Source organism: Nocardia sp. NPDC052566, assembly GCF_044547285.1.
GTDB lineage: Bacteria > Actinomycetota > Actinomycetes > Mycobacteriales > Mycobacteriaceae > Nocardia.
In genome coordinates this window covers 832628-858479 of record NZ_JBIUAF010000004.1, presented here as the reverse complement: position 1 = coordinate 858479, position 25852 = coordinate 832628, and the positions used below count along the sequence as shown (strand labels likewise).

Genomic DNA, 25852 nt, shown 5'->3' with positions numbered 1-25852 from the left:
GACACGCTGAATCCCGCGATCCCCGTTGTCCTCGCGGTGGTCTTTCCGTGGCGGTTCATAGTTCGGCGGGTGTCGCGGTCGGCTTCAGTTTGCGGACGGTGGTCTGCGCCATGGCCGCAAGTCGGGCGAGTCTGGCGTCGCCCAGCGCGGTGGCGGCGTTGCCGAGCCGATTGGTGACGAAGGCGACGGACATGCCGAGCTGGGGATCGGCGTACGCGCCGGAACCGCCGATGCCGTAGTGCCCGAACGCCTTTCGCGGCTGCACCTTCGACATCAGCACCGGGCGGTGGTAGCCGAGGGTGAAGCGCAGCGGCAGTCCGAGCACGTAGTCCAGTCCGGCGGCGGGCTGGGTCTTGCTGATCTCGGCGATCGTCTCGGGCTGCAGGAATCGCAGGTCATCGATCTGCCCGCCGTTGGCCATCGCGCCGTACATCCGTGCCAGCGCCCGCGCGGAGAACACTCCGTTCCAGCCGGGCATCACCGCATCGTGCACGCGCGGATCGCGGACCAGCTCGTCGAAACTCTCCGGCATCCCCGCCTCGGCCAGCCCACGGCTCGGGCGCACCCAGGACAGCACCGAAGAGGCCGTGTTCCAGCGGATTCCGGGCGGACTCAGGTGCGGGAAGATCTTGGCGATCCTGCGGCGCTCGGATTCGGGGACGCGGAACCAGAATTCGTCCGTCCCGAGCGGTACCGCGATCTCCCTGCGCAGCACCTCGGTGAACGAATCGCCGGTCACCCGCTGCACGATCTCGGCGACCAGCCAGCCGAAGGTGATCGCGTGATAGCCGGAGGTGCGGATGCGCCGTGGGTCGGGCGGGCTGTCGGCGAGCGCGCGCACCACGGCGTCGTAATCGAGGATGCCCTCGCGGCCGGGCACCAGACCGCGCACCCGGTGCAGCCCGGCCCGGTGCGAGAGCACATCGCGCACGGTGATGTCGCCCTTGCCGTGCGCGGCGAATTCCGGCCAGTACGCGGCGACCGGCGCCTCGTAGTCGATCAGCCCGCGTTCGGCCAGCCGGTGCACCACCGTGGAGGCGACGCCCTTGCCGGTGGAGAAGGTGAGCGCGACGTTGGCGCCGTTCCAGCGGCGGTCCTTGGCCGCCCAGCCCGCCCAGATGTCGACGACGGGCTTGCCGTCCAGGTAGACGGCGAGTGCGCCGCCGCCGCGACTGGGCTGGGTGAACATGCCGAAGAAGTGGTCGGCCAGCCGGATGAACCGGGGGTCGACCAGCATTTCCCGTGGTGCGGGCAGTGCGGCGCGCGGACCGCCTGGTGTGCCCGGTGGCTGGAAGGCCGCGACCATGGCTACCAGGGTAACGCCGTTCAGGCGGTTTGCCAGGTACCGAACGGAGTGGCCAGGCAGGCTTTTCCGGTGCCCGCGTCCCAGGCGACGGCGCCCGCGCCCAGGCAGGTCACCGTGGCTTCGGCGGAGGACACCAGCGCGCGCGAGCCGTCGAGCGCGATGGTCACGGCGAAGTTCGCCCCGATGCCGACGTGGTGGCGCACGTCGGGTTCGTGGCCGCTCGTCGCGGTGAGCTGGTCGCTGCGGGAGTGGCCGGTGCTCGAAATCGAGGAGATGGCAACGGCATCCGGGCCGATGCCGATGGCGATCGGGGTGCCGCCCTCGCCGTCGCTCGCGCCGACCCCGCCCGAGATGCCGACGCCGAGGGCATAGGCGCCGAGGGTCGCGCTGGCGTAGCCGACCCCGTCGTAGCCCGCGGCGCGGGCCCGGCCGATCGCATCGCTGGCGGCGCGGCATGCGGTGCGCCCGTCGATGATGGTGATGTCGGCGCCGTTGTCGGAGGAGCAGTGCACATCTGTTGCCGAGGCGACCGCAGGGAGCGCGAGGTATGCGCCGACCGCGACGGCCGAGCACAGAACTGCGCTGATCAACCTCACCCGACAACTCCTTTCACACCTGGACTTCCCACATTACCCAGGTTGGTTGTCCGCGAAGTGATTCGAGGATTCCGGCGCGGTGGTCGCCGACGCGCCGGCCGGAGCGGGCGCGACAGTTAGGGGCGCAATGACTTTGGCGGTGTTGCGGTCGGCGGCGGCGCCGCGATTCAAAGATGTGAAAGTGGGTAACAGCACAGCGGGAGCAACCGGCCCCGCGGCGGTAGCTCACGTCACCATGCGGTGCGGCGTGTGCTCGACTCGACGGTCCGCCGGCCATGGTGTAAGCATTGCGTGTTATTTCGGCGTCGCAGCTCGGGAGGACTGTGCGTGACTGGTCAACTGAACTGGGGTCGCCTCGCGATGGCCGGGGTCGCCGTGCTCGCGGCGGTCGCGCTCACTGCCTGTGGGCAGACCATCAGCGGCCGGGCACTGCCCGCCAACGGCACCATCGACGCGGTCTCCGCCACGAACACCCCGAAAACCACGTCCGGCAAACCGAGTTCGACCGCTCGCCCGACCACGGGCAGGCCGAACCCGAGCGCGGGCCCGACGCCGACCGCGGCCGATCGTGGCGGCAATACCGACTTCGAGGCCAATATCGGTGACTGCGTCACCCTCGGCGGCAGCGTCGAGGATGCCACCATCGCCAAGGCGCCGTGCGGCAGCCGCACCGCCAACTACAAGGTGATCGGCAAGACCCAGCGCAGCTCGCAATGCGCGGCCGACAGCGACTCCTACTACGTGGAGACCATCAACGGCGTCGAACAGGGCGCGTTCTGCCTCGATATCGACTGGGTCGTCGACGGCTGCATGGATGTCGGCGGCGATATCGCCAAGCGCATCGATTGCACCGGGAGCAAGGCCAAGGACGGCGTCCGGATGGTCAAGATCGCCCAGAACACCACCGACGTGAACTCCTGCGCCGTGGGCAACCGCGGTTTCGTCAAGAAGGAACGCCGGTTCGTCGTCTGCGTGAAGGACATCTGAACCACCGCGCCCCGCCGGATGTCGCTCCTTACATCGGGACCGTCCGCTCCGTATGTTGAGTCAGGTGACCAGTGCGGAGTTGCCAAGGCTGCGGTCGGCGACCGGCCGATGGATTCTGCTCGCGACGATTCTCGGCTCGTCGGTGGCGATGCTGGATGCCACCGTCGTCAATATCGCCCTGCCGCGGATCGGGTCGGACTTGCACACCGACGTCGCGGGGCTGCAGTGGACGCTGAACGGCTACACCCTCACGCTCGCCTCGTTCATCCTGCTCGGCGGTTCGCTCGGCGACAAACTCGGCAGGCGCAAGGTATTCGTTTGGGGCACCATCGGTTTCGCGATCGCCTCGGTGCTGTGCGGTGCCGCGGTGAATATCGAGATGCTGGTGCTCGCCCGCGTTCTGCAAGGCGTGGCCGGTGCGATGCTGACCCCGGGCAGCCTGGCACTGATCTCCTCGTCGATCGATGCCAGGGATCAGGGTTCCGCGATCGGCCTGTGGTCCGGATTCGGCGGCGTGGCGGGTGCGATCGGGCCGTTCCTCGGCGGCTGGCTGATCGAGCTGGCGGGCTGGCGGTCGATCTTCTTCATCAATGTTCCGCTCGCCGTGATCGTCGTGCTCGTCGCGCTGCGCCATGTTCCGGAGAGTCACGACCCGAATGCCTCGGCACGCCTCGACATTCCGGGCGCGTTCGTGGTCGCGGTCGCGCTCGGCGCGCTGACCTTCGGCCTGATCGACGAGATGCCGCTGCTCGTGCTCGCCGGTGTGCTGCTGCTCGCGGTATTCGTGGTGATCGAGCGGCGCAGCGATCATCCGCTGGTGCCGCCCGCGCTGTTCCGCTCGCGGGTGTTCACCGCGGCGAACCTGGTCACCCTCGCCGTCTACGCCGCGCTCGGCGGTGTGTTCTTCCTGCTGATCCTGGAACTGCAACTGGTGGCGGGCTATTCACCGCTGCGGTCCGGGGTGGCCACCATCCCGGTCACGCTGTTGATGCTGGTGCTCTCGGCGCCCGCGGGCCGCTGGGCACAGGTGCACGGCCCGCGCATTCCGATGGCACTCGGTCCGGTGCTCGCGGCGGCGGGCCTGGTCCTGCTGCTGCGAATCAGCGCCGACACCAACTACTTCACCGATGTGCTGCCCGGCATCGTCGTCTTCGGCCTCGGGCTCTCGGCGCTGGTCGCACCGCTCACCGGTGCGGTGCTCGGCGCGGTGCCGTCGAGCGAGGCGGGGATCGCGTCCGGGGTGAACAACGCGGTGGCCCGCACCGCCCAGCTGCTCGCCGTCGCCGCGCTGCCCGGACTGGCCGGCATCTCCGGATCACTCACCGACCCGGTCGAATTCGACCGCGGTTTCGGTGTCGCCATGTGGATCTGCGTGGGGCTGCTGCTGGCCGGCGCGCTGCTCGCGGCGGTGCTGCTGCGTCCGCCGCGGCACGTGCCGGATATGGACAACGTCGATTGCCTGCCGCAGTGCGCCGCGGCGAGCGGTCCCGCGCTCGCCCCGGCCAAGACACTCCGGCCGGGTGAAGAACCGGGCGAATAAACAGAAAGAGAGCGGGCGCGCTGCCCGCTCTCTTCGTTCGACCGTCTGGAGTCTGTGTGGATCAGATGGGCCGGAAGCCCGCGCCCACGCTGCCGCGCGCGTTGATATCGCCCATGATCGCGCTCATGGTGGTGCCGACCTCGGGGCCGAAGCAGGCCAGCGCCAGGTAGGCGTTCACCATGCCGACCAGCGTCGTGCCGACGACCACCGGTGCGCCGGAATCGCCCTCGACGACGCACATCTGGGACCAGGTCTCGACATTCGTCTGGAATACGTCGCCCCAGGCCAGGCCACAGGTGTTGCCGGTGGTGCGGCCTTCCTTGCAGACGATCATCGGGAACTGGGCCGGGCCGCCGATGCCGGTGATGGTGACGTTGCCGATCCGGTTCACCGGGATGACCTTGCCCGGATCGAACTCGATGATCGCGTAGTCCAGATCGTGGTTGGAGTAGACGAACCGGCCGATCTGGCCCGCGCCGCGCGCGGCCTCGGCGTACACCTTCGCGCCAGGGTCGCCGCAGTGTCCAGCGGTCAGGCCGACCAGACGGCCGCCGCCGTCGAAACCGACCGTGGTGACCGTACATTCGAACTGTTCGTCGATGATGATCCCCGAGCCCCCGCCGATGACCGCCCCGTCCGCGGCCTGCGCGCTCCCGGCGCCCGTCCCGAGCAGCGCCGCACCGAGCGCGACGGCGAAGACGGCGTTGGCCGCCTTGGCGAGTTTGCTGAACATGTCCCTCCAGACGTCGGAAGCCCGCACGATATCAATCTGTCGCACCCATCGTGTCAGTATTCGGCCCCGGGCGCGTCACGTACTGCTGGGGTGTCCAGCCCGGGTCGATCTCACACATTTTGGACGTTTTCGGGGCGTCGTCTCATACCTGCGCGCAATAGCGATTTGCTATCAGAATTCTCATCGGCGCTTGGTAACCCGATGTTTCAGTGCTGGATGTATGGCGGTGTGACGCGTTTCGAAATTCGGCTTAATTTTGATGAATTCATTCCGAGTAATTCGCGTTCATGTCGTTGACCGGCCGGACAAACGACCAGGTCTACTGTAACTTGTTCCAGAAGAAGCGCAGGTCAGTTGGGCTGCGCAACAAAGTTGTCGACACACCGCATAGCTATTTCCCAACAGTGACGGCCATCTATGACCGCAATCACAGCGAGGTGGTGTGTTCTGGCTTACTACGTAGTAAGGTGCGTCAAGCAAACAAGTCGTCGGGGCGGGCAACCGGCGTCGAGAGGGGTTAGCCAGTGCAGTCGACCGAGAGTCCACCTTCAGGGTCACGGATCAGTGATGCGGTCGATTGGACGAAGGCTTACTGGGAAGATCATCCGAAGGCCTCGGTCGAAACCTTCGGCAGGCAGATCACCATGGGCATCGCCGCGGTCGCGGAGCTGTTCGTGGCAATCTTCCGGCGGCGCTTCCCGTTCCGTGAGTTCATCCGGCAGTGCGCCTTCATGTCCAGCGTCTCCGCCGCCCCGACCCTGCTGGTCGCCATCCCGATCGGCGTCATCGTCTCCATCCAGGTCGGCTCGGTGGCGGGCCAGGTCGGCGCCACCTCGTTCATCGGTGCGGCCAACGGCCTCGGCATCATTCAGCAGGGCGCCCCGCTGGTCACCTCACTGATGGTGGCGGGCGCCGTCGGTTCGGCGGTCTGCGCCGATCTCGGCTCGCGCACCATCCGCGAGGAGATCGACGCGATGAAGGTGATGGGCGTCGACCCGCTGCGCCGCCTCGTCGCCCCCCGGCTCGGCGCCGCCATGATCGTCTCCGTATTGCTCTGCGGCTTCGTTGTTTTCGTCGGCTTCCTGACCGGCTACATCTTCAACATCTTCGCCCAGAACGGCACCCCGGGCTCCTATATCGCCACTTTCTCCTCGTTCGCGGTCACCCGCGATCTGCTTGCGGCACTGATCAAATCGCTCATCTTCGGCCTGCTCGCGGCGATCATCGCCTGCGATACCGGCCTCAACGCCAAGGGCGGCCCCGGCGGTGTCGCCAACGCGGTCAACTCCGCGGTGGTCAGCTCCGCGATCATGTTGTTCGGAGTGAACGTGATCATCACCCAGATCTACAACGCACTGTTCCCGTCACAGGTGGTCTGAGCCGGTGTCCTCAACTTACGTACCCCCGCTGCTGCGGCCGTTACATACGCTCAAGCGCTCCGCCCAGGCGCCGGTCGACTGGCTCGCCCGCCTCGGCCACCAGGTGTTCTTCCTGCTGCGCTCGCTCGGTTCGATCCCGTTGGCGCTCAAGCACTATCCGAAGGAAGTGTGGCGGCTGCTGTCCGATGTCAGCTGGGGCAACGGCAATCTGGTCGTCGGCGGCGGCACCATCGGCGTCGTCCTGATCCTGTCCGCCTTCGGCGGTATGACCGTCGGCATCCAGGGGTACAACTCGCTGAACCTGCTCGGTCTGAGCCCGATCACCGGCGCCATCTCGGCGTTCGCCACCACCCGCGAGATCGGACCGCTGCTGGCCACCGTCGCGTTCGCCGCACAGGCGGGCTGCCGGTTCACCGCGCAGCTCGGCGCGATGCGGATCTCGGAGGAGATCGACGCGCTGGAATCCATCGCGATCCGGCCGCTGCCCTACCTGATCAGCACCAGGATCTTCGCGGCGATGGTCGCCATCATCCCGCTCTACTGCCTCGGCCTGGCCATGGCCTACATCTCCTGCGCGCTGACCGTGCAGCTGCTCGGCGGCACCGCGAGCGGTACCTACCAGCACTACTTCTACCAATTCCTGGTGCCGACGGACGTGATCTACTCCTTGTTCAAGGTGATCCTGTTCGTCGCGATCACCACGTTCATCCAGTGCTACTACGGGTTCTTCGCCTCGGGCGGCCCGGAGGGCGTCGGCGTCGCGGCCGGCCGCGCGATCAAGAACTGCATCATCGCGGTGGTTTTCGCGAATCTGTTCATGACATTGGCTATCTGGGGCGTCACCGCCGGGATCCGGATTTCGGGGTAGGGCTACATGATCATCGATCCCAGTGGGCGCGGGCCCACCATGCGGCAGTTGCTTCTCGCGGGCGTGGCCGGACTCGTGGTCTTCGCGGTGGTGCTGACCTTCCTGTACATGCGTTATCAGGGCAAGTTCGTGTCGAAGGTGAACGTGGTCGCCAACCTGACCACCACCGGTGACGGTCTGCCGGAGAAGGCGGACGTCAAGTTCCGCGGCGTGCTCGTCGGCGAGGTCAAGGCGGTCGACGTCGCGGCCAAGGGCGAACTGCAGAAGGTGCAGATCGAGATGAAGCCGGACTTCGCCGGCGGCGTCCCGGCCACTGTCACCGCCCGCGTCGTACCGAGCAACCTGTTCGCGGTCACCTCGGTCGAGCTGGTCTTCAACGGGCCCGCCGACACCTACCTGCACGAGGGCTCGACCATCGAGGAGGACCGCAGCCAGGGCACCATCGCGCTGCAGGACACGCTCACCACGGTGCGCAACATCCTCGGCAAGATCGACCCGGTGAAGTTCGGCAACGTGCTCGGCACGCTGTCGCAGGCATTGGACGGCAGCGGCCGGATGCCGGGCTCCACCGTCGAACGGTTCGATCGCTGGTTGCAGTCCGTCGATGATTCGATTCCGGATCTCGGTGTGCTGCTGACGGATCTGTCCACCTCGTTCCACGCGCTCAACCAGTCGGCGCCGGAACTGCTCGATTCGCTCGGCACCTCGGTGCAGACGGCGCGCACCATCGCGGAGCGGCGCAACGAGCTTGTCGCGCTGATCACCGGGACGGGTACGACGGTGGACACGGTGAACGCGCTGTTCGCGCGTAACCCCAACGTGGGCAAGGACATCACCGCGGGCACCTCGGACATGTTCGGCGCGCTCACCGCGGATCCGAACGCGATCACCGAGGCGCTGCTCAACCTCAGCGAGTCGGTCCGCAAGCTCGACACCACCTTCACCTGGGGCTCGCAACAGCAGCAGGTGTGGAACGCGGGTCTCACGCTGACGCCGTACAAGCCGTACACCGTCGCCGACTGCCCGCGCTACGGCAACCTCGCCGGGCCGAGTTGTGCGACCGCGCCCGCGGTGAACGAGCTGCCGCCGCTGCCGGAGCAGCTGCGCCCGCGCGCGCTCGAATCGGCGGCCGGGCTGCCACCCGCCGTGCCGGTGCCCGGTCTGCCGCTGATTCCCGGCCTCACCGACGGCGGCCTTCGCCCCAACATCGGTACGCCGGTTCCCGGTCAGCCAGGCGCGCCGAAGCCGTTCGCGGGTACCCCGCTCGAGGGGCTGTTCCCGAATCTGCCCGGCATCCTCCAGCCGCCGGCTCCCGCGCCCGCGGCGGCTCCGCAGGCAGGCCCGATCGCCTACCAGGGCGAGGCGGCGATCACCCAGCTGCTCGGCCGTAAGCCGACCGTCGCCGAATACTTGCTGCTGAGTTCGATTTTGAAGGGGGGGACCATGCAGGTGTCCGGAAACGGTACCGGCCGATGAGCATTCGCAAACCTCTGATCGGCTTCGGCCTCTTCGCGGTGGTGTCGATCCTGGTCACCGTGCTGGTCTGGAACACGCTGGCGCGCGTGGTGGTCGGCGATACCAACAGGTACTCGGCCATCTTCACCGACGTGCTCGGGCTGCACGAGGGCGACGATGTCCGGATGGCCGGTGTGCGCGTCGGCAAGGTCGAGAAGATCGAACTCGGCGGGCGCGACGCCAAATTGCAGAAGACGGTCGCCAAGGTGACCTTCGTGGTGCAGCGTGACCAGCAGGTCTACGACGACACCAAAGCCCTTGTCCGCTACCAGAACCTGATCGGCCAGCGCTATCTCGCGCTGGCGCCGGGCAAGGCCCCCGGCCCACTGCCGCTGAAGAACAACGCCTCGATCCCGCTGGAGCGCACCGAGCCCTCCTTCGATGTCTCGGCGCTGCTCAACGGTTTTCAGCCGCTGTTCCAGGTGTTGCAGCCGGAGCAGGTGAACCGGCTCTCGGAGACCTTCATCCAGGCACTGCAGGGTGACGGCGTTTCGTTGAGCGCGTTCATCACCCAGGCCGCGACACTGGCCACCGACTTCCATCGCAGGGACGCGATTCTCAGCGATGTGATCACCAACCTCAGCGGCGTGATGGGCGGATTGGCTCGACGAGGTGATGAATTGGAGACCCTGGTGACCCAGACCCGGGCACTGATCGGCGGGTTGTACGAGCAGGGGCAGTCCCTGCAGCAGTCCACCGTGCAGATCGCCGCCGCGACCGGCTCGCTGGTCGACATGGTCGGCCTGATCCAGCCGAAACTGCAGAGCGCGCAGAACTCGACGAGCGCCGCGCTGACCCTGTTGCTCGCCAACGGCGCCAAACTGGATCAGGCGGCCATCGACCTGCCCGCGATCGTGGCCGTCGGCGGCAGGCACACCTCGGAGGGCGCCTACGCCAACGCCTACCTCTGCGGCTTGGATATCTCGCTCTACGGGGTCCTGTTCCCGCGCGGCCTGATCTCCCAGATCGGCGGCACTTCGAATTCGGCGGTGTGCCGCCCATGATCGCGAACATGAAGAACAGGTTCAACAGCAACCGGCACTTCTGGCTCGGCATCCTCGGCGGTGTGCTCGTCGTGGTGCTGCTGCTGATCTCCAGCGCCTACAAGCTGATCGGCGTCGGCGAGCAGTCCATCGAAGCGGAGTTCGTCCAGGCCGCGGGCATCAAGGTCGGCGACAGGGTCAACGTCGCCGGCGTGGCCAAGGGCCGGGTGTCGGGCGCGAAGATCGAGGGCTCACATGTGCTGCTCACCCTCAATGTCGACAAGGGCGTGAAGTTCGGCCCGGACGCGAAGGCCGCGATCAAGATGGCCACGCTGCTCGGCGCCCGCTACGTCGATCTGGAGCCCGGCGACGGTTCCGGACTGAAGGGCGCGCGAATCCCGCTGTCCAACACCGTGGTTCCGTACAACCTGGCCGATGTGGTGCAGGAGGGCACGCCGAAGTTCGAGGCGCTCGACACCAAGAAGCTGGCCCAGTCGCTCGACATGATCAACACCCAGATGGGCGATTCGCCCGCACTGATGGCGCAGGCGCTCGACAGCGTCGGCGCGCTGGCCAAGGTGATGGATGCCCGCAAGACCGAGATGGACAGCCTGCTCAAGGATATGGACCGGGTCACCAAGATCCTCGGCGACAACCGCAACAGCGTGCTGCTGGTGATCACCCAGGGCGAGGCCATCGCCAACCGGGTGATGGAGCGGCAGAGCCTGCTGCGCCAGCTGCTGGACAACATCGCCACCCTGACCAGGCAGCTGCAGCAGATCGGCGCGCAGAACGACAATCAGTTCGGCCCCACCATCGTCCAGCTGAACACCATGGCCGAGGGCCTGCAGAAGAACAAGGACAACCTCGATCGGCTGCTGTCGATCATGCCGCCGACCGTGCGCTATATGGCGAACTCCTGGGGCGGCAACGGTCCGTACGGTGATGTGGCGGCGCCGTGGGGGTTCCCGGACAACTGGTTGTGCTTCGCCAACGTGATCGAAGGGTGCCAGCCGCGATGAGACGCACGACCTCGGCGGTCAAGAACGCCGCGAAGATGATGGTGATCAGCGCCGCGGCGCTGGCGCTCGGCAGCTGCTCGTTGGTGCCTGCCTCGGTGAACGACGCGCTCGGCAACACCATCCGGATCACCGCGGACTTCGAGAACATCGCGGGCATCTACGAGGGCAACACGGTCACCGTGCTCGGGCTCGACGTCGGCAAGATCGAGAAGATCGTGCCGAAGGGCACCCTCGTCGAGGTGCACCTGTCCATCGACAAGGACGTGAAGATCCCGAAAGACGCGATGGCCGCGATCATTTCGCCGTCCGTCGTGACCGATCGGCACATCGAGCTCACCCCGGTCTACACCAGCGGCGCCACACTGTCCGACGGCGCGCACCTGCCGAAGGCGAAGACCAAGACACCGGTCGAGCTGGACACGATGATCAAGACCATCGACCAGTTCTCCGCCGCGCTGAAACCGCAGCCGGGCCAGGAGGGGGTCGGCGTGCTCTCGGGCCGGGTGCTCTACCCGATGGTCAACGGCCAGGGCGAGAAGATGCGTGACACCCTGAACGCGCTGTCCGGCGCGCTGAAGGTCGGGGTGGACAACAAGGACGCGGTGTCCAACATCATCGTCAAGCTCAACGAGCTGACCACCATGCTGGCCGAAAACGACCAATCGGTGCGGGATTTCAGCAACCGGATGACGCAGCTGACCGGGCTGCTCGCCGAACAGTCCCCCGGCCTGCAGGCGACCCTCGACCAGATCAACGGCTTCCTCGCGAACACCAGCGGTGCGTTCGGGCAGTACCAGAACGAGCTGAACGGCGCGCTCACCGGGCTCACCAATGTGACCGCCCAGCTGCGCGCGAACGCCTACGGCATCACCGAGGTCGTCGATGTGGCGCCGCTGCTGTTCCAGAACCTCGACGGGATGGTCAATCGCGAAAAGGGCTATGTCCGCCTGCACTTGCTGGCCGGAACATTCCTGTCCGGCGAGATCGTCAGCCTGTTCTGCGAGCGGATCCAGATGAAGTCGGACGGTTGCCGGACCGGCAAGGTACAGGATTTCGGGCCGGACTTGGGGCTCACCGCGGCACTGTTGGGGCTGACGAAATGATCCATCACAAGATTCGCAAGGCACGGACCGCGCTCATCGCGGTGGCCGCCGTCGCCGGGGTCGCCATCACCGCGGGGTGCGGCGTCACCGTGGAGAAGCTGCCGCTGCCCAAACCGGGCATGTCCGGTGAGACCTACACCGTCCAAGCGGAATTCGACAACGCGCTGAACCTGCCCGACCAGGCGAAGGTGAAGATCGGCGGCTCGGATGTCGGTGTGGTCTCCCACATCAAGACCAAGAATTTCAAGGCCGTCGTCGATCTGACGATCAGCAAGGACATCGAGCTGCCGAAGGGCAGCAGCGCCGAACTGCGTCAGGCCACCCCGCTCGGCGACGTCTTCGTCGCGGTATCCAAGCCGAAGACGGAGCCGGGCACGGCGATGCTGCGCGACGGCGACAAGCTGGAGAACACCTCGGCGGGCGCGAGCGTCGAGGAGCTGCTGATCTCGGTCTCGTTGCTGTTCAACGGCGGCGGTGTCGCGGCGCTCAGCAAGCTTACCTCCGAGATGGACTCCATCGTCGGCGGCCGTGGTGGGCAGCTCGCCCACCTGATCACCGAGATGACCGGTGTGGTCGGCAGTTTGAACGCCAACACCACCAAGGTCGACAGCGTGCTCGCGCAGTTCGGCGCGCTGGCCGACACCATCGAGACCAGGCGCAACCAGCTCGGTCAGGTCGCCGACACGCTGCCGCAGATGATCGGCGCGGTGGCCGAGAACAACAGGGCCATCGGCGATCTGCTGACCAAGGTGTCCACCGCAAGCGCCGCACTCGGGGACTACGCGAACACCTCGGGCGATCAGCTGGCCTCGCTGCTGGACAACACCCGTCAGCTGATGGACGCGGTGGCGCGCACCGGTGACGGTTTCGGCGTGCTGCTCGACCGGCTGCACACCATCCGGCCGAAGGTCGACGCGACCTTCCGCGGCAGCGGCTTCGCGGTCTACGCCACCCTGACCAACCTGGATCTGAGCGCGCTGTCCGATCCGCAGCACGGCCGCATGCAGGATCTGTCGGATCTCAGCGACTTCGCGGGCACCATGATCCAAGTGCTGCAGGTCGTGCAGAGCAGAGTACAGGGGGGTCACCGATGAAGCTCCTCGGCAATAAGCTGGTCCTCTCGGGTATCGGGCTGGTGCTCGTCCTGATCGCAGGCGCGAGCTACCTGATGGTGAGCGTCATGCGGGTCAACCCGCTGAAGTCCACCTACACCGTCACGGTGGATCTGGACCGCTCCGGCGGACTGCAGCCGGGCAACGACGTGACCCTGCGCGGGTACCGGGTCGGCAAGGTGACCGGTATCAAGCTGACCGATCGCGGGCAGGCGATCGCCGCGACGGCCGAGATCGAGAGCAAGTTCCGGATCCCGGCCGACACCGCCATCTCGGTGCAGGCGCTGTCCGGCGTCGGGGAGCAGTACATCGACTTCCGGCCGGAGACCGAGCAGGGCCCGTTCCTCGGCGACGGCTCGCGGATCAAGTTCGATCCCAACAGGATCAAGACGCCGACTCCAGTGTGGTCCGTGCTCGACAACTCCAGCGCGCTCATCGCGCAGATCGATCCGGATAAGTTCGGCGTCATCCTCAACGAGCTCGACACCGCGCTCAGCGGTGGACCGGATCAGCTGCGCGGCATGGTCAACGGCATCAGCCTGGCCATGGCCGGATTCGATTCGCTGCTGCCGCAGACCACGAACCTGATCGCCAACCTGCGGGTCATCGCGAACACCACCTCCAACGCCCAGCCCGATCTCGGCACGCTGACCAGGAACTCCGGCGCGCTGTTCGACCAGTTCAACAAGGCCAACACCGAATTGCAGAATGTGCTGGAGCAGGCGCCCGGCCAGCTGCAGACGCTGGGGGCGGTGCTGGACAGGACCTCGGATCCGATCACCGGTCTGCTGGTCAACTTCACCGCGATGACCAAGGCCGCGCAGCTGCGGCTGCCCGCGCTGCGCGCGCTGTTCCCTTCGCTCGCCGCCGGCGCTTCCGCGCTCGGCGTGCCCGCGCACGACAACGAGTTCTACGCGATGATCGACCTCTGGCCGCGCCCGTACTGCACCTACAACACGCCGAGGATCCGCCCCGAGGTCGTGCAGGACGGCAGCATCCCCAAATGGAACTACTGTGAGAACCCGCCGCCGGGACAAGAGATTCGCGGTGCGGCCAACGCGCCCCGACCCGATGTGCCGAACAACGGCGCGCATATGCCACCCGGTGTGGATCCGAACGAGCGGACCCTCCCGCCGGTGCGGTGAGTTCGACCCGGCCCCGCGGTGACACCGCTGGTCCGGGCATACTCGCCGATGGAACGTGAACGGCCCGCCCCGTGCGGGCCTTTCAGCCGATCGGCGCGCCCAGGCGCCGGGAAAGTGCAGGTATGCATCGATGTCTACCGATGACGCCGAAAACACCAAGGACACCGAGAAAATCGAGGACGCCACCGACAATGTGGTGGCCGATGACGCTGTGGCCGATAAGGACGCGGCGGTGACCGACGCCGCGGCGGACGCATCGGAAGATACCGTGGCCCTTGCCAAGCCCGCGGCGGAGAAGAAGCAGGCCAAGCAGGCCAAGCCCGCGCGTCCGTCCGGTGCCGCGCAGGGCACGGGGAATACGACGCCGCCGCTGATCGCGGCGTTCGTGGCCGGTGTGCTGCTGGTCGGCGCGATCACCGCGGTCGTGCTGTTCTTCCTGCAGGCCAAGAATCGCGGCGACGAACTGTCCGCGCGCGACGACGCACTGGCGGCGGGCTGCAAGTTCGGCCGTGACGTCTCGCTCTACGACTACTCCAAGGATCTCGACGCCTACTTCGATCGGGTGAAGGGCGATTCGACCGGCGAATTCCTCTCGCAGTTCAGCGACGCGTCGAAGGCGCTGAAGGACGGGATGACCAAGGCGCAGGTGAAGTCGTGGTCCGACGATCTGCTGTGCGGTTACCAGTCCGGTGACAAGGATTCGGCGAAGGTGCTGGTCACCATGACGCAGTTCCGCACCAACTTCGCGCAGCCCGTGCCGGATCGCGGCTACTTCGTCGTGGTCGCCACCATGAAGCGCGACGGTGACAAGTGGCTGGTCGAGAAGCTGGATTCGCCACTGACCAAGGATCAGGGCCTCGGCGGACTGCCCGGTGCGCCCGCACCGAACCAGCAGGCCCCGGCCCAGCCCGCGCCGAACTCGCAGGCCCCCGCGCCGGGCAATTGACGCCCGACTGTCCGAAACGAGCTGGACTGACCGAAAAGGCCCCCGGCGGTGGTCCGAGCCACCACCGCCGGGGGTCCTCCGGGCGGCCCCACTACGGTCGCGCACGGCGCTCAGAACAGTGTCAATGCCTGAGGCGCCGCCTGCGTGACCGTCTTCCCCGTGGCCCGCGGCCGGGATGTCTTCTCCGCCAGCACTTCTGGTAACGGAACCACCTCAGGCGCGATCGGCGCCTTCGGTTCCTCGGCCGCCGTCGAGGCGGCCCTGCGCGCCGCCTCGCCCGCGAGCGCGTCGGCCTGCTCGTTGAAGTAGTTGCCGACATGTCCACGGACCCAACGGAACCGGACCGGGCCCGGCCTGCCGGAGATGGCCCGATCGATCTGCTTGATGAGTTCCACGTTCTTCACCGCGCCACCGCTGGAGGTGCGCCAGCCGTTCGTGCGCCAGCCGTTGATCCACTCCGAGGCACATTTGATCGCGTAGAGCGAGTCGCTCTCGATCAGCAGCGGTTCGGCGCCGGGATGAGCGGTGATCGCCTCGAGTACCGCGCGTAGTTCCGCGATCTGATTGGTTCCCGACGCGGCGCCGCCGCTGGCCGAGGAACCCTGATGATTGACCCAAGCCCAGCCGATAGCGCCGCCGGGATTTCGGAGGCAGGATCCGTCGGTGCTCACGATGATCATGGCTGGCACCCTACGCAATCCGACCGACAAGATCGGTACCGTGGAATTCCTCTATCTCCCTTCGCAATTGGGACTCCGTGCGGCGCAGCGCCGATTTCACGGCGGCATCGACCACACCGGCGAACACGCGGCCGAGAAGTCCCCGAGGAGCAGCGTACTCCGCCTCGGATGTCAGCACGGATCGCCCATAGCCCAGCGGATCGAAACGCAATGTCAGCGTTCCGGCCAAGCGCCCCCGCAACGTGTAGCCGATCACCACGTTGCGGCGGTATTCGGTGATCTCGCATTCCAGCGTGGGATGCCACAGCGCGAACCTGGCCGCGGTGCGGAAGCGCGCGCCGAGGCCGTTGTCGAGGTCACCGGTCGGTTCGAAGTCGGCAACGCCGAACATCCAGTCCGGTACGAACAAGTGGTTGTCGGTGTAGGTGAACGCGACCTCGACGGGGGCTCCGACGTCACTCGCGTACTTGATATGGCCCATAGGCCCTCCCTCCACGACTGCCGCTAAAAGTACTACAGCTCTCCTCTTTATTGGAGGAGTTGAGCGGTAATTTGGTGAATGGGATTTCCACATTTGCGACCGGACGGTTGCTTATTAGCCAGAAGGTGCCTGCTGGCTAACTTTTCAGCCGGTCGACGAGATATTCCGCGATCGGCATGGCCGAGGTCGCCGCGGGTGACGGCGCGTTCAGGACGTGGATCGAGCGCGGCGTGCGCTCGATCATGAAGTCGTGCACCAGGGTGCCGTCCCGCAGTACGGCCTGCGCGCGGATCCCGGCTTCGCGCGGTCGCAGATCACCCATCGTCAACTCCGGGCAGTAGCGGCGGCACTCGGCCAGATATCCGCGCTTGAACAGCGAGTTGCGCAGCTCGCGCAGCCCCGTCCGCACATGTGCGCGGGCGACCCGGTGCACGCCGGGGAAGCCGAGCACCTCGCGGGCGTCGCGCGCGTCGAAGCTGCCCTTGCGGTACCCCTCCCTGGCCAGGCCGAGCACCGCGTTCGGGCCGACGGTCAGCGCGCCGTCGATGGTCGGGCTCAGGTGCACGCCGAGGAACGGCAGTGCCGGATCCGGGATGGGATAGATCAGCGTGCGCACCAATCCGGCTCGGGCCGAGGGTAATTGGTAGTACTCGCCGCGGAACGGGACGATACGCAGGTCGGTGCGCAGTCCGGCGAGCCTGGCCATCCGGTCGGCCTGCAGCCCGGCGCACACCACCAGGGTGCGTGTGGTCCACGAGCCTGCGGGGCCGGAGACCGTCACCGCGTCGGAGGTCTCGGCCAGCGCGGTGACCTCGGCGCCGAGCGCCAGCCGCCCGCCCATGGCCACCACCTCCTCGGCCAGCGCGGCGGTGACGCGGGAGTAATCGATGATCCCGGTGGCGGGCACGAACAGCGCGCCGACACCGGCGACATGCGGTTCCCTGCGGGCCAATTCGGCCGCGTCGATCAGCTCGACGTCCACCCCGTTGGTGATCGAGCGCTCGTGCAGCGCGAGCATCCGCCGATACTCCGCGGCGTCGGTGGCCACCAACAGCTTTCCGCACACCTGGAACGGAATGTCGTGTGCGGCGGCGAAATCCTTGGTCCACTGGGCGCCGCGGCGGCACAGCTCGGCCTTCAGGCTGTCCGGCGGATAGTAGATGCCGGAGTGGATGACGCCGCTGTTGTGCCCGGTCTGGTGGGTGGCAAGCGCGGAGGCCTTCTCGACGAGCACCAGGCTCGCGCCGGGATGGCGGGTGAGGATGCGGTGCGCCGTCGCGACACCGACGATCCCGCCGCCGATGACGCAGAAGTCGAGCGTGGCTCCCCCGCCTCTCCGTGACTTCTGCCGGTCGTCGGGTGCCGCGGGAGTGCCGCCGCGGGCCGGCGGCTCGTTGTCCGGCTGGGCTTCGGGCGTACCCGGTGCGTTACCCATGTGCCTACGAAATCAGTTGTCCCGTCTGGGGTTGCAAGGGGGGGTCCGTTTTATACGGCGATGGTGTTGTGCGGCGCCGACCCGGGGATCTTCGCGGGCTCGACCGATGGGGTGTCGCTCAGGGTGTGCCCCGCGGTGGCGCTGCTCTGCGCGGTGGGTGGCGTGGTGAAGGCCCGCTGGTCCGCCGCGTCCGGGGCGGTGTCGCCGGGAGTGGGCTGCGGTGCGGGGCCGCCGGTGACGTGCAGGGTGTGGGTGCCGAGGGTCGGGTCGGAGAAGGCGAGCACCACCTCGCCCCGGTTGGCGTCGATTTCGGTGCGCAACTGGGTGATTCCGGCGGGATCGGCGTAGACGCCGAGTTGCTGGCGCACCGGCTCGGCCAGGAGGAAACCCGACAGCGCGGACAGCACGTTGGTGTCGAAGGTGACCGCGATGGTGTTGGTGCGCACCGGGCCGACGTACGCGCCGACGTAAGTCGTACCGAGACCGAGCTTTCCGCTCACGCCGGGCGGTGTGGTGGGGCCCGCGATCGAACCGGTAAGCGGCTCAGCGGGATTCGGTGGGACCACCGGTTCGGGCACGGTGCGGCCGAACAGGACGGGCAGCTCGAAACTGCCGCCGGTCAGCACCGTATCGGAAAGCAGTGGCCTGGCCGGGATCTCGGCGCCGGAATCCAGCGGCGGGGTGGGCGCGGCGATTTCGCGCGGCGCGGGTTCGGTGGTGGCGATCTCGTGCACGATGTAGGCGCCCGCGGTGACGGTGAGGCTGAGGCTTGCGGCGCCGGCGAGCACGATCGCGGCATGTCTGGCGACCTGGCGAGGTCGTTGTGCGGTCACGATGCGTCCTTTCCCTCCGGTCGTGTCTCCCCCTGCACGCGGCCCGCATCCCGCGGCACGCGCGGGGTCCGGAGGTGGCAGCGTGTGTAACCACGGAAGAACCCGTGCGCGCCGCCATTGAACGCTCGAGCCGTACGACTGTCCAGGTTACGGGGTCGTCGGTTTGTTACGCCGGGGTGAGATCAGGATCACAATCGGTTCAGATGCAAGGTGAGGCTCGGATGCGAATCGGTCGCGTCAAACATGTTTCTGGGAGCTGACATACGGGTAAATCACCGATAGTCGGCGAGCGCCACCCTCGACTGCCACCTCGAGACACCCGGCCAACGGCGTCCGGCCGTCGACACTACGGCGCACCCAAGTGTGACGCTCGCCGGCGTCCGAAATCGCTAGGCCGGGTCGGATCGAGTGACGGCCGGACCATGGGTCCGGTCGTCACGTCGAGCGACCTGCCTTCTCAGGCGAACTGCCCTGCGGCTCAGGCGAACTGCCCTGCGGCGCGGCCCGCTCCCGTCGGCCCCGCGAATGCCTGTGCGATGGTCAGCCATTCCGCGGCGTCCGCACCTTCCGCGCGCAGCGCGAGATCGTCCCGATGCCGCCGCTGGGTAACCAGCAGGCAGAAATCCAGTGCGGGCCCGGTGACCCGCTGCGCCGCGTCCTCGGGCCCCCACGACCAGACGCCGCCGTCCGGCGCGATCAGCTCGACGCGGAATTCGGCTGCGGGCGCGGCCTTTCCGTGCACGGTGTAGGCGAAATTCCTGGTGCGCACGCCGATATGGGCAACGGTGCGCAGGCGGGCGGTCGGCGCACGGTCGACGCCGAGCGCGTCGGCCACGTCCTGGCCGTGCGCGAAGCTCTCCATGATGCGGGCGCTGATCATCGACGCGGTGCTCATCGGCGGGCCGAACCAGGGCAGTTTGGTCCCTGCGGGCACCGCGCGCAGGGCGTCGATCAGGCCGGCGCGGCCGCGGCGCCAGCGCTCGAGCAGTTCGGCGGGCGGCATGGTCGCGGCTTCCTCGGCGGCCTCGTCGACGAAGGTCGGCGCGCGGGGCCCGGCTTCGGTCAGCAGTTTCGCGAATCTGTCGGCGTCGGCGGCCGCGACGGTGGCGATCTCGTCGGTCCAGGCCAGGTGACCGATCTGGTGGGCGATGGTCCAGCCCGGGGCCGGTGTCGCGCGGGCCCAGTCGGCCGGTGTCAGCGGGGCGACGAGTCGTTCCAGTTCCGTGCATTCCGCGGCGAAGTCGCCGAGTAGCGCGTCGAGGTCAGCTATCATGTCCCTTGCCTTTGCGGCACGCCACATCGGATGCCATCGCGGTTCAGCATCGCAGCGGTGGAAGAAAAATGCAAGCACGCGTGCTTGTATTTCCGATGCGCTCGGAAAAGGCTGTCTACCAGCCGAAGATGATGAGATGCGCGGCGCCGACCACCAGGCCGAGCACCGCGCCGTGCAGATACAACAGCCAGGCATCCTGTTCGACCGAGGCGTAGAACATCTCCATGAACTCCCCCGGCGTCAGCTGTTGCAGCTTGCGCGCGGCGAACTCATCGATCTTCTCGGCCTGCTCCAGCGCGAACTCCTCGTCCTCGACGAGGCTCGGCGCCAAGCTCACCGCGGCGCCCGCCGCGCCGACCTTGAGGTTGTCGAAATTGCGCCTGCCGAACGCCACCCGCACCACACCGGTGGTCGGCCCGAGCTGGCGGTGGATCTCGTCGGAGATCAAACGCTCCAGCAGCTGACGGGTCTTGTCGCCATTGGGGCCGTCGAGCAGTTCCTTCGCCAGATTCGGCAGGGTCAGCACCTGGTAGGCCAGGATGTGCGCGAGATCGTTGGCCGCCTGCGCCTGGCGCTTGGCCAGCAGCGCCTGGCGCCACAGATATTTGTAGCGCGGCTGCGGTTCGCCGGGCTCGAACACCATCTTGACCGCGATGACATTGACGATCACGCCGATCGCCGCCGCGCTTGCCAGCACGATCACCCACAGCGGAATCCAGCCGAACACCGGAATGCGCTGGTGCACATGCAGATACAGCGCCATCAGCAGGCCGAACGGGCCGCCGAGCAGGCCGATTCGCACCATGAAACGCAGTTCGGGCGCGGCGATGGTGGTGGTCAGGTCCTTCAGGATGTACGGATTGTCCTGCAGGTATTTGATGACGAAGCTCTTGATATCGATCAGGTGATCGACGTTGTCGCCCAGCGATTCGAACGCGCGGCGCGACAGCGCGGGTAGCTCGCGGTCCACACGTTGATAGACGATCTGGCGCACGGTACGCGGCACGCCGCGCCACAGATCCGGGTTCTCCCGGTACATCAGCTCGTTGACCAGCGACGGCACCTGTTTGCGCGCGAGCACCGCGATGTAGTCGGCGATGCCCTCCAGGTCCAATTCGTGGATGAAATCGCGCGGGCTGCCGATCCGCATCAGCGCCTTGTCGACGCAGATGCTGGCCATCTTCTCCGCGCGCGCCGGAATGAAGCCCTGGAATCCGAGCCTGCTGCCGTCCGCGGAGAAAATCGGCAGCACCTGCACGCGGCGCGGGAAATACGGATAGAGCACCCGCAGCCCGGGAATGTAGAGACCGCGGAACTGCATCGGCCAGAACAGCATCAGCACGCCGGTCCAGTTGGTGAGCAGACCGGCGATGGCGCTGAAGATCGGGAAGGTGATCAGGTCGACGGCGAATTTGGATTGCCCGGTCAATTCCTCCCAGTCGATGAACACGCCTGCGGCGAGTGTCGTCATCGCTGGGGTCTCCCTAGGCCGAACCGGCGAGAGAACGCCGGTATGAGAAGTCGAGGCCCCCACATTCTCATCGGTTTCGTCGAGGTGTCAACGCGACGCGGATCCGGGACAACTCGCGAATCCGCACCGCGTTGCGAGCGTCAGGCCCGGAGGCGGTAGCGGAGCGTGACCACGCAGGGGCCGGGAGCAGCGCCAATCCGACACAGCGGGCCGACATCTCGGGGTCAGGGCTTCAGGACGATGCGGATCGGGTTGCCCTCCTTGGCTTCCAGAGCGTGCACCGCCTTGGGCGCGTCCGCGAGCGGCACCACCGCGCTGACCGAGCGAGTGAAGTCGACGCGCTGCATACGCTGCAGTTTCACCAGCTGGGTGACGTGGTCGGCGGTGGAACCGTAGTGGCCGCGCAGCTGCTGCTGGAAGAAGCTGAACGCGGAACCGCCGGTGATCGTGATCGGCTTGTCGGTCAGCCCGACGAGAACCAGCCGGCCGCCCGGCCCCATGCAGGTGACGGCCTGTTCGCGCACGGCGGCGACGCCGGCGAAGTCGAAGGCCGCGGCCAGGCCGGCACCGTCGGTGGCGGCGAAGATCTTGGCGCGCAGGTCGGGGTCGGCCGGATCGAAGGCCGCGTCGGCGCCGAATTCGAGCGCGCGTTCCCTGGCGGCGGGCAGCGGATCGACCGCGATGATCGGCGCCGCGCCGACCAGCCGCAACAGCTGGATGCCGTGCGCGCCGAGGCCGCCGACGCCCCAGACGCCGACGGGTTCGGCGGCCTGGATCTGCGCGGTCGCGGTGATGGCGGCCCACGGGGTGGACACGGCGTCGGGGATGAAACAGGCCTGCTCGAACGGCAGCTCGTCCGGGATCGGCACCAGCGTGTCGATCCGGGCGAGGGTGTATTCGGCCCAGCCGCCGTCGTAGTCGACGCCGCGGGTGAACACCGCGCCGCCGCGTTCCTCACCGGCCTGCAGCAGCACGCGATCGCCGACCTTCGCGGCGGTGACGCCGGGGCCGAGCGTATGCACGGTGCCCGCGACCTCGTGTCCGAGGGTGACCACATCGCCCTTCAGGAACAGCGGGGTCAGCGTGCCGTCGATGAGGTGCACGTCGGATAGGCAGACACCGGCAGCCTCGACCTTGATGAGCACGTGATCGGGGCCCGGTTCCGGGACCGGCACCTCCTCGACCTCCAGGCGGCGTGGTGTCCCTAGGTGAAGGCGTGCGGCCAGCATGATCATCTGCTCCTCGCGGGTCGATCGATGGCGCTGCGGGTCAGCAGCGCTGGGACGTTCGGCCCGACCTTTCGATGAATCCGGCCGGTGGCCGACCTTTCGAGTATTACACCGAGGGGCCGGTTGCCGAGGAGATCAGTCGCGGGCCCATCCCGGCATCGGCGCTTGGGTGCGCACGGACGGCTGATGCACCCCGAGATATTGGACCTGATCCATCAGCCAGTGCTGCCGCTGCACCAGTTGGCGCCGGTTGTAGGGGCCCGATTGCTGAATCGCCTTGCGGGCCCGGCGCCTAGAGCCCCGGGTCACCAGCGTGTTCAGTTCCGCGGGCGTCGCGATGCCGCGCGCCGCGGCCCACGGGATGATCGAGCGGAACCAGCTCCGCTCGGTCCGCACCACCCACGCGTAGACCACCGCGAACACCACCACGTAGAGCACCGCCTTGCCGACAGTGTTCAGCGCGTCGAAACCGGTGAGATCGGGGGCGTCCCAGCCGAAATGCATTGCGCAGCCGAGCAGATAGAACGCGGCGAAGGCGCGGACCCGATGCGCCATCGGCAGATCCGTCCTGGCCAGCGCCGTCACGATGCCGATACCGGCGAGCGCGGTGAACATCCAGTGCGAGGCCACACCGGCGAGCAGCCGGACCACGCCGACCAGGATGGCGGGCACCGCACCGCCCTGCGCCGACGACAATCCCGAATTCGCCTCGTAGGTAAGGTCTTCCACCACTTGGAAGCCGAGGCCGACGAACCCGCCGAGCAGCAGGCCGTGCATCGGCCGCGACAGCAGCGGCTTGGCCAGGCCCGCCACCGCGTATACCCCGAGCCCCTTGATCCCCTCCTCGACGATCGACGCGGAGATCGGCGCCTGCCAATTGATGGCGAATTCGTCACCGGCCAGATTCTGGATGACCCGCATGATGTGGTCGTTGGCGTAGATGGCGATGCCGGGCCCGGCCAGCGCACCCCACAGAAAACCGAGGACGAGCACGGTGCGGATCGGCCGGTGGGCGCGCAGCCGATCCAGATGTAGGAGCAGCCACCCGAAGACGACCAGCGTCGCCGCGACGAACGGCAGCCCGACAAGCACCTCGTTCCAAGTCAGCGCCAGCACCGGGGCCAGCTGCACGAGCATGGCGATCGCGCCGCCGAGCAGGGTCGCGCAATACACCCAGAACAGTGCCGATTTCGGCTGGAACCACCTCATGGCGCCACCCGCAGCGAATCGATGATCGGCAGCAGCCGCGGCAGCGTCGCGTACTCGCCGCCGAGCGCGAGCGTGACCGCCAGATTGTCCTTGCCGACGATCGCGCACACCGCGGACTCCTCGGTGCCCCGGCAGGTCGGGCCGTGGAAACCCTGCTGTGTGGTGATTTCGCCGCCGTCGAATTCCGCGTCGAAGCCTTGCGCCCCGAGCACTTTCAAGCGCCACCGCGCCGCCTCGTCGAAATCGGTGACCCCGTTGACCACGGTGGCGATCAGCACCAGGTGGTCGGGCCCGACCAGCACGGCCGTCGTCTGATCGCCGGTCACCCTGCGCTCCCAGCCCGGCACCCCGACGAAGCCGATCGTGTCCGGATCCTCGCCGGGCGCCGTCAATTCGATCAGCGTGTACGGCTCGACCGCGGTCTCTCGCACCGGCACCACCTCGGCCAGCGTCGCCGGAATCCCGATCAGCGCCGCGACAACGAGCAGCACCAGCCCGGCCTGCCGCCAATCATGACCGGCCCGCTGCGGTATCGCCGCTCTCGGCGGCGTCGATCCGGTAAGCCCAGTGCTGTCCATGCACGCGCTCCTTCCCACCGGCTCGAGTCGACCCCGCCATCTTCGACCTGGACCAGCGCAAACGACGCCAGCGACGCACCGGCAGTTCGGTGCGGGGCGCTTGTCAGTGCGGTATCAGTGCGATGACTGCCCGGTATCAGGGCGGCTGACGATCGTTGCTCCCATGAACGAGAACAGCAAGGACCGGATGCCACGGATCGTCCGGCGGGCCGGAGTCACGGCGGCGGCCGCGGTCACGCTGCTCGCCGGCGTGGCCTGCACCACGGCCGAGCCGAAAGCCGCTGCCGCACCGGATCGTCCGGAGTTGCAGGCGGCCGCCCAGCAGATCGTCGATGCCGGTTTCGCCGGGGTGCAGGTGCGAGTACGCGACGAGCGCGGCGAATGGGTCGGCAGGGCAGGGGTGCGCGAGCTCGGCAAGGCAGACAAGCCGCCGACGGACGGGAAGTTCTGGACGGGCAGCTCCGTCAAGCCCTTCACCGCGACCATGGTGCTGCAGCTGGTGGCCGACGGCGCGATCGGGCTCGACGCACCGGTGGCCGACTACCTGCCCGATCTCGGCCTCGACCGGCGGATCACGGTGCGAATGATGTTGCAGCACCGAAGCGGACTGTTCAACTACACCGGCGAGTACTACGCGGACGGGACCATCGCGCCGGGGATCCCGGCCACCGGGAAGGAGTGGTTCGACAACCGCTTCCACAGCTACCGGCCGGAGGAACTGGTCCGGCTGGCGCTGTCCAAGCCTGCCCGGTTCGAGCCGGGAACGGACTGGAACTATTCCAACACCAACTACACGCTGGCCCTGCTGCTCATCGAAAAGGTCACGGGCCGGTCGTATGCCGAGCAGATGCAGCTGCGGATACTCGGCCCGCTCGGCATGCACGACACCGTAGTGCCCGGCCCCACCCTGTCACAGATCCCCGGACCGCACGCCCACGGCTACTTCCGCTACCAGGACGGCGACCAGTGGAAGACGGCCGACGTCGCCGACCAGAACCTCTCCCTGCTGCCCGCCGCGGGCGACCTGATCTCGACCACCGCGGATCTGGCCACGTTCTTCTCCGCGCTGAACGCGGGCAAGCTCCTGCCCGCGCCGCTGCTGACCGAGATGCGCAAGGCGGACCCGAAGCTCAGCTACGGCCTCGGCGTCTTCGTCATGGATATGGGCCCGAACTGTGGCACGGTCCTCAACCACAACGGCAGCCCGCCCGCGGGCTACGGGACGATGATGTACAGCTCGTCCGACGGCAGTAAGACCCTCACCGCCTCGGTGACCATGGGCGACGCCGCGATCGATGCGGCGACGGCATTCCCGAAATCGACTCAGCGGCTCATCGACGAGGTGTTCTGCGGCGGGAAGAGCGGGGGCAAGTAATGACCACGAGCACCGTGTCAGCGGACGTGTCAGGTCGGCATCAGGTGAGTATC

The 25852-nt window shown here is 67.4% G+C and carries 24 protein-coding genes; 12 read left to right on the top strand and 12 right to left on the bottom strand.

The features are described from left to right. Positions 1–55: 55 nt before the first annotated feature. Together ACIG5A_RS23755 and ACIG5A_RS23750 are read right to left on the bottom strand one after the other, a co-directional pair. Positions 56–1306: a serine hydrolase domain-containing protein gene (locus ACIG5A_RS23755; RefSeq protein ID WP_397243461.1), complete on the bottom strand. Its 1251-nt coding sequence runs from the start codon at positions 1304–1306 to the stop codon at positions 56–58. A 20-nt stretch (positions 1307–1326) separates the two neighbouring features. After that, the gene (locus ACIG5A_RS23750) at positions 1327–1902 is read right to left on the bottom strand and encodes a DUF6764 family protein (protein ID WP_397243459.1); all 576 of its coding nucleotides are present in this window, start codon (positions 1900–1902) and stop codon (positions 1327–1329) included. A 327-nt stretch (positions 1903–2229) separates the two neighbouring features. On the opposite strand from ACIG5A_RS23750, the gene ACIG5A_RS23745 reads away from it, so the two are divergent. After that, complete coding sequence (locus tag ACIG5A_RS23745) at positions 2230–2889, top strand: hypothetical protein (protein WP_397243457.1); 660 nt, start codon at positions 2230–2232, stop codon at positions 2887–2889. Positions 2890–2953: 64 nt separating this feature from the next. Beyond that, the gene (locus ACIG5A_RS23740; RefSeq protein WP_397243455.1) at positions 2954–4429 is read left to right on the top strand and encodes an MFS transporter; all 1476 of its coding nucleotides are present in this window, start codon (positions 2954–2956) and stop codon (positions 4427–4429) included. A 61-nt stretch (positions 4430–4490) separates the two neighbouring features. Here the strand turns inward: ACIG5A_RS23740 and ACIG5A_RS23735 are convergent, their stop codons facing one another. Next, positions 4491–5162 carry a serine protease gene (locus ACIG5A_RS23735; protein WP_397243453.1) on the bottom strand — a complete coding sequence of 224 codons (672 nt, stop codon included), beginning with the start codon at positions 5160–5162 and terminating at the stop codon, positions 4491–4493. A gap of 524 nt (positions 5163–5686) precedes the next feature. Between ACIG5A_RS23735 and ACIG5A_RS23730 the strand changes: the two genes are divergently transcribed. From ACIG5A_RS23730 to ACIG5A_RS23690, 9 genes are all read left to right on the top strand, one after another. Further along, complete coding sequence (locus ACIG5A_RS23730; protein WP_397243451.1) at positions 5687–6541, top strand: ABC transporter permease; 855 nt, start codon at positions 5687–5689, stop codon at positions 6539–6541. Between the two features lie 4 nt (positions 6542–6545). Continuing rightward, complete coding sequence (locus ACIG5A_RS23725; protein ID WP_397243449.1) at positions 6546–7409, top strand: ABC transporter permease; 864 nt, start codon at positions 6546–6548, stop codon at positions 7407–7409. A 6-nt stretch (positions 7410–7415) separates the two neighbouring features. Next, positions 7416–8885 (top strand): MlaD family protein, encoded by a 1470-nt coding sequence (locus ACIG5A_RS23720; RefSeq protein ID WP_397243447.1) that lies wholly within the window; start codon positions 7416–7418, stop codon positions 8883–8885. Continuing rightward, the gene (locus ACIG5A_RS23715) at positions 8882–9928 is read left to right on the top strand and encodes an MCE family protein (RefSeq protein WP_397243445.1); all 1047 of its coding nucleotides are present in this window, start codon (positions 8882–8884) and stop codon (positions 9926–9928) included. The genes ACIG5A_RS23720 and ACIG5A_RS23715 overlap by 4 nt, the downstream gene beginning before the upstream one ends. 8 nt (positions 9929–9936) lie before the next feature. Next, complete coding sequence (locus tag ACIG5A_RS23710) at positions 9937–10929, top strand: MCE family protein (RefSeq protein WP_397243443.1); 993 nt, start codon at positions 9937–9939, stop codon at positions 10927–10929. Beyond that, a complete protein-coding gene (locus ACIG5A_RS23705) occupies positions 10926–12032 on the top strand; it encodes an MlaD family protein (RefSeq protein WP_397243441.1) in 1107 nt (368 codons plus the stop codon). The genes ACIG5A_RS23710 and ACIG5A_RS23705 overlap by 4 nt, the downstream gene beginning before the upstream one ends. Continuing rightward, positions 12029–13126, top strand: a complete 1098-nt coding sequence (locus tag ACIG5A_RS23700; RefSeq protein ID WP_397243439.1) for an MCE family protein — start codon at positions 12029–12031, stop codon at positions 13124–13126. The genes ACIG5A_RS23705 and ACIG5A_RS23700 overlap by 4 nt, the downstream gene beginning before the upstream one ends. After that, on the top strand, positions 13123–14289 hold the full coding sequence (locus ACIG5A_RS23695; protein ID WP_397243437.1) for an MlaD family protein: 1167 nt from the start codon (positions 13123–13125) through the stop codon (positions 14287–14289). The genes ACIG5A_RS23700 and ACIG5A_RS23695 overlap by 4 nt, the downstream gene beginning before the upstream one ends. Before the next feature lie 130 nt (positions 14290–14419). Next, entirely contained in the window at positions 14420–15235 is an 816-nt protein-coding gene (locus ACIG5A_RS23690; protein WP_397243435.1) for a hypothetical protein, read from the top strand. Between the two features lie 110 nt (positions 15236–15345). On the opposite strand, the gene ACIG5A_RS23685 is transcribed toward ACIG5A_RS23690, so the two are convergent. The 9 genes from ACIG5A_RS23685 to ACIG5A_RS23645 all read right to left on the bottom strand — a co-directional run bounded on the left by ACIG5A_RS23685 (position 15346) and on the right by ACIG5A_RS23645 (position 24424). Then, the gene (locus ACIG5A_RS23685) at positions 15346–15915 is read right to left on the bottom strand and encodes a ribonuclease H (RefSeq protein WP_397243433.1); all 570 of its coding nucleotides are present in this window, start codon (positions 15913–15915) and stop codon (positions 15346–15348) included. A 10-nt stretch (positions 15916–15925) separates the two neighbouring features. Further along, entirely contained in the window at positions 15926–16396 is a 471-nt protein-coding gene (locus ACIG5A_RS23680) for an SRPBCC family protein (RefSeq protein WP_397243431.1), read from the bottom strand. Positions 16397–16532: 136 nt separating this feature from the next. Beyond that, positions 16533–17831, bottom strand: a complete 1299-nt coding sequence (gene lhgO / locus ACIG5A_RS23675) for an L-2-hydroxyglutarate oxidase (RefSeq protein WP_397243429.1) — start codon at positions 17829–17831, stop codon at positions 16533–16535. 50 nt (positions 17832–17881) lie between these two features. After that, entirely contained in the window at positions 17882–18664 is a 783-nt protein-coding gene (locus tag ACIG5A_RS23670; RefSeq protein ID WP_397243427.1) for a hypothetical protein, read from the bottom strand. Between the two features lie 478 nt (positions 18665–19142). Beyond that, on the bottom strand, positions 19143–19934 hold the full coding sequence (locus ACIG5A_RS23665) for a TIGR03084 family metal-binding protein (protein ID WP_397243978.1): 792 nt from the start codon (positions 19932–19934) through the stop codon (positions 19143–19145). A 118-nt stretch (positions 19935–20052) separates the two neighbouring features. Then, on the bottom strand, positions 20053–21408 hold the full coding sequence (locus ACIG5A_RS23660) for a hypothetical protein (RefSeq protein WP_397243425.1): 1356 nt from the start codon (positions 21406–21408) through the stop codon (positions 20053–20055). Positions 21409–21632: 224 nt separating this feature from the next. Then, positions 21633–22643, bottom strand: a complete 1011-nt coding sequence (locus tag ACIG5A_RS23655; RefSeq protein ID WP_397243423.1) for a zinc-binding dehydrogenase — start codon at positions 22641–22643, stop codon at positions 21633–21635. A 129-nt stretch (positions 22644–22772) separates the two neighbouring features. Beyond that, positions 22773–23846: a PrsW family intramembrane metalloprotease gene (locus tag ACIG5A_RS23650; protein WP_397243421.1), complete on the bottom strand. Its 1074-nt coding sequence runs from the start codon at positions 23844–23846 to the stop codon at positions 22773–22775. Continuing rightward, complete coding sequence (locus tag ACIG5A_RS23645) at positions 23843–24424, bottom strand: hypothetical protein (protein WP_397243419.1); 582 nt, start codon at positions 24422–24424, stop codon at positions 23843–23845. Before ACIG5A_RS23645 ends, ACIG5A_RS23650 begins: the two co-directional genes overlap by 4 nt. 163 nt (positions 24425–24587) lie before the next feature. Between ACIG5A_RS23645 and ACIG5A_RS23640 the strand changes: the two genes are divergently transcribed. After that, positions 24588–25799, top strand: coding sequence for a serine hydrolase domain-containing protein (locus ACIG5A_RS23640; protein ID WP_397243417.1), 1212 nt, complete (start codon positions 24588–24590; stop codon positions 25797–25799). Positions 25800–25852: the final 53 nt, after the last annotated feature.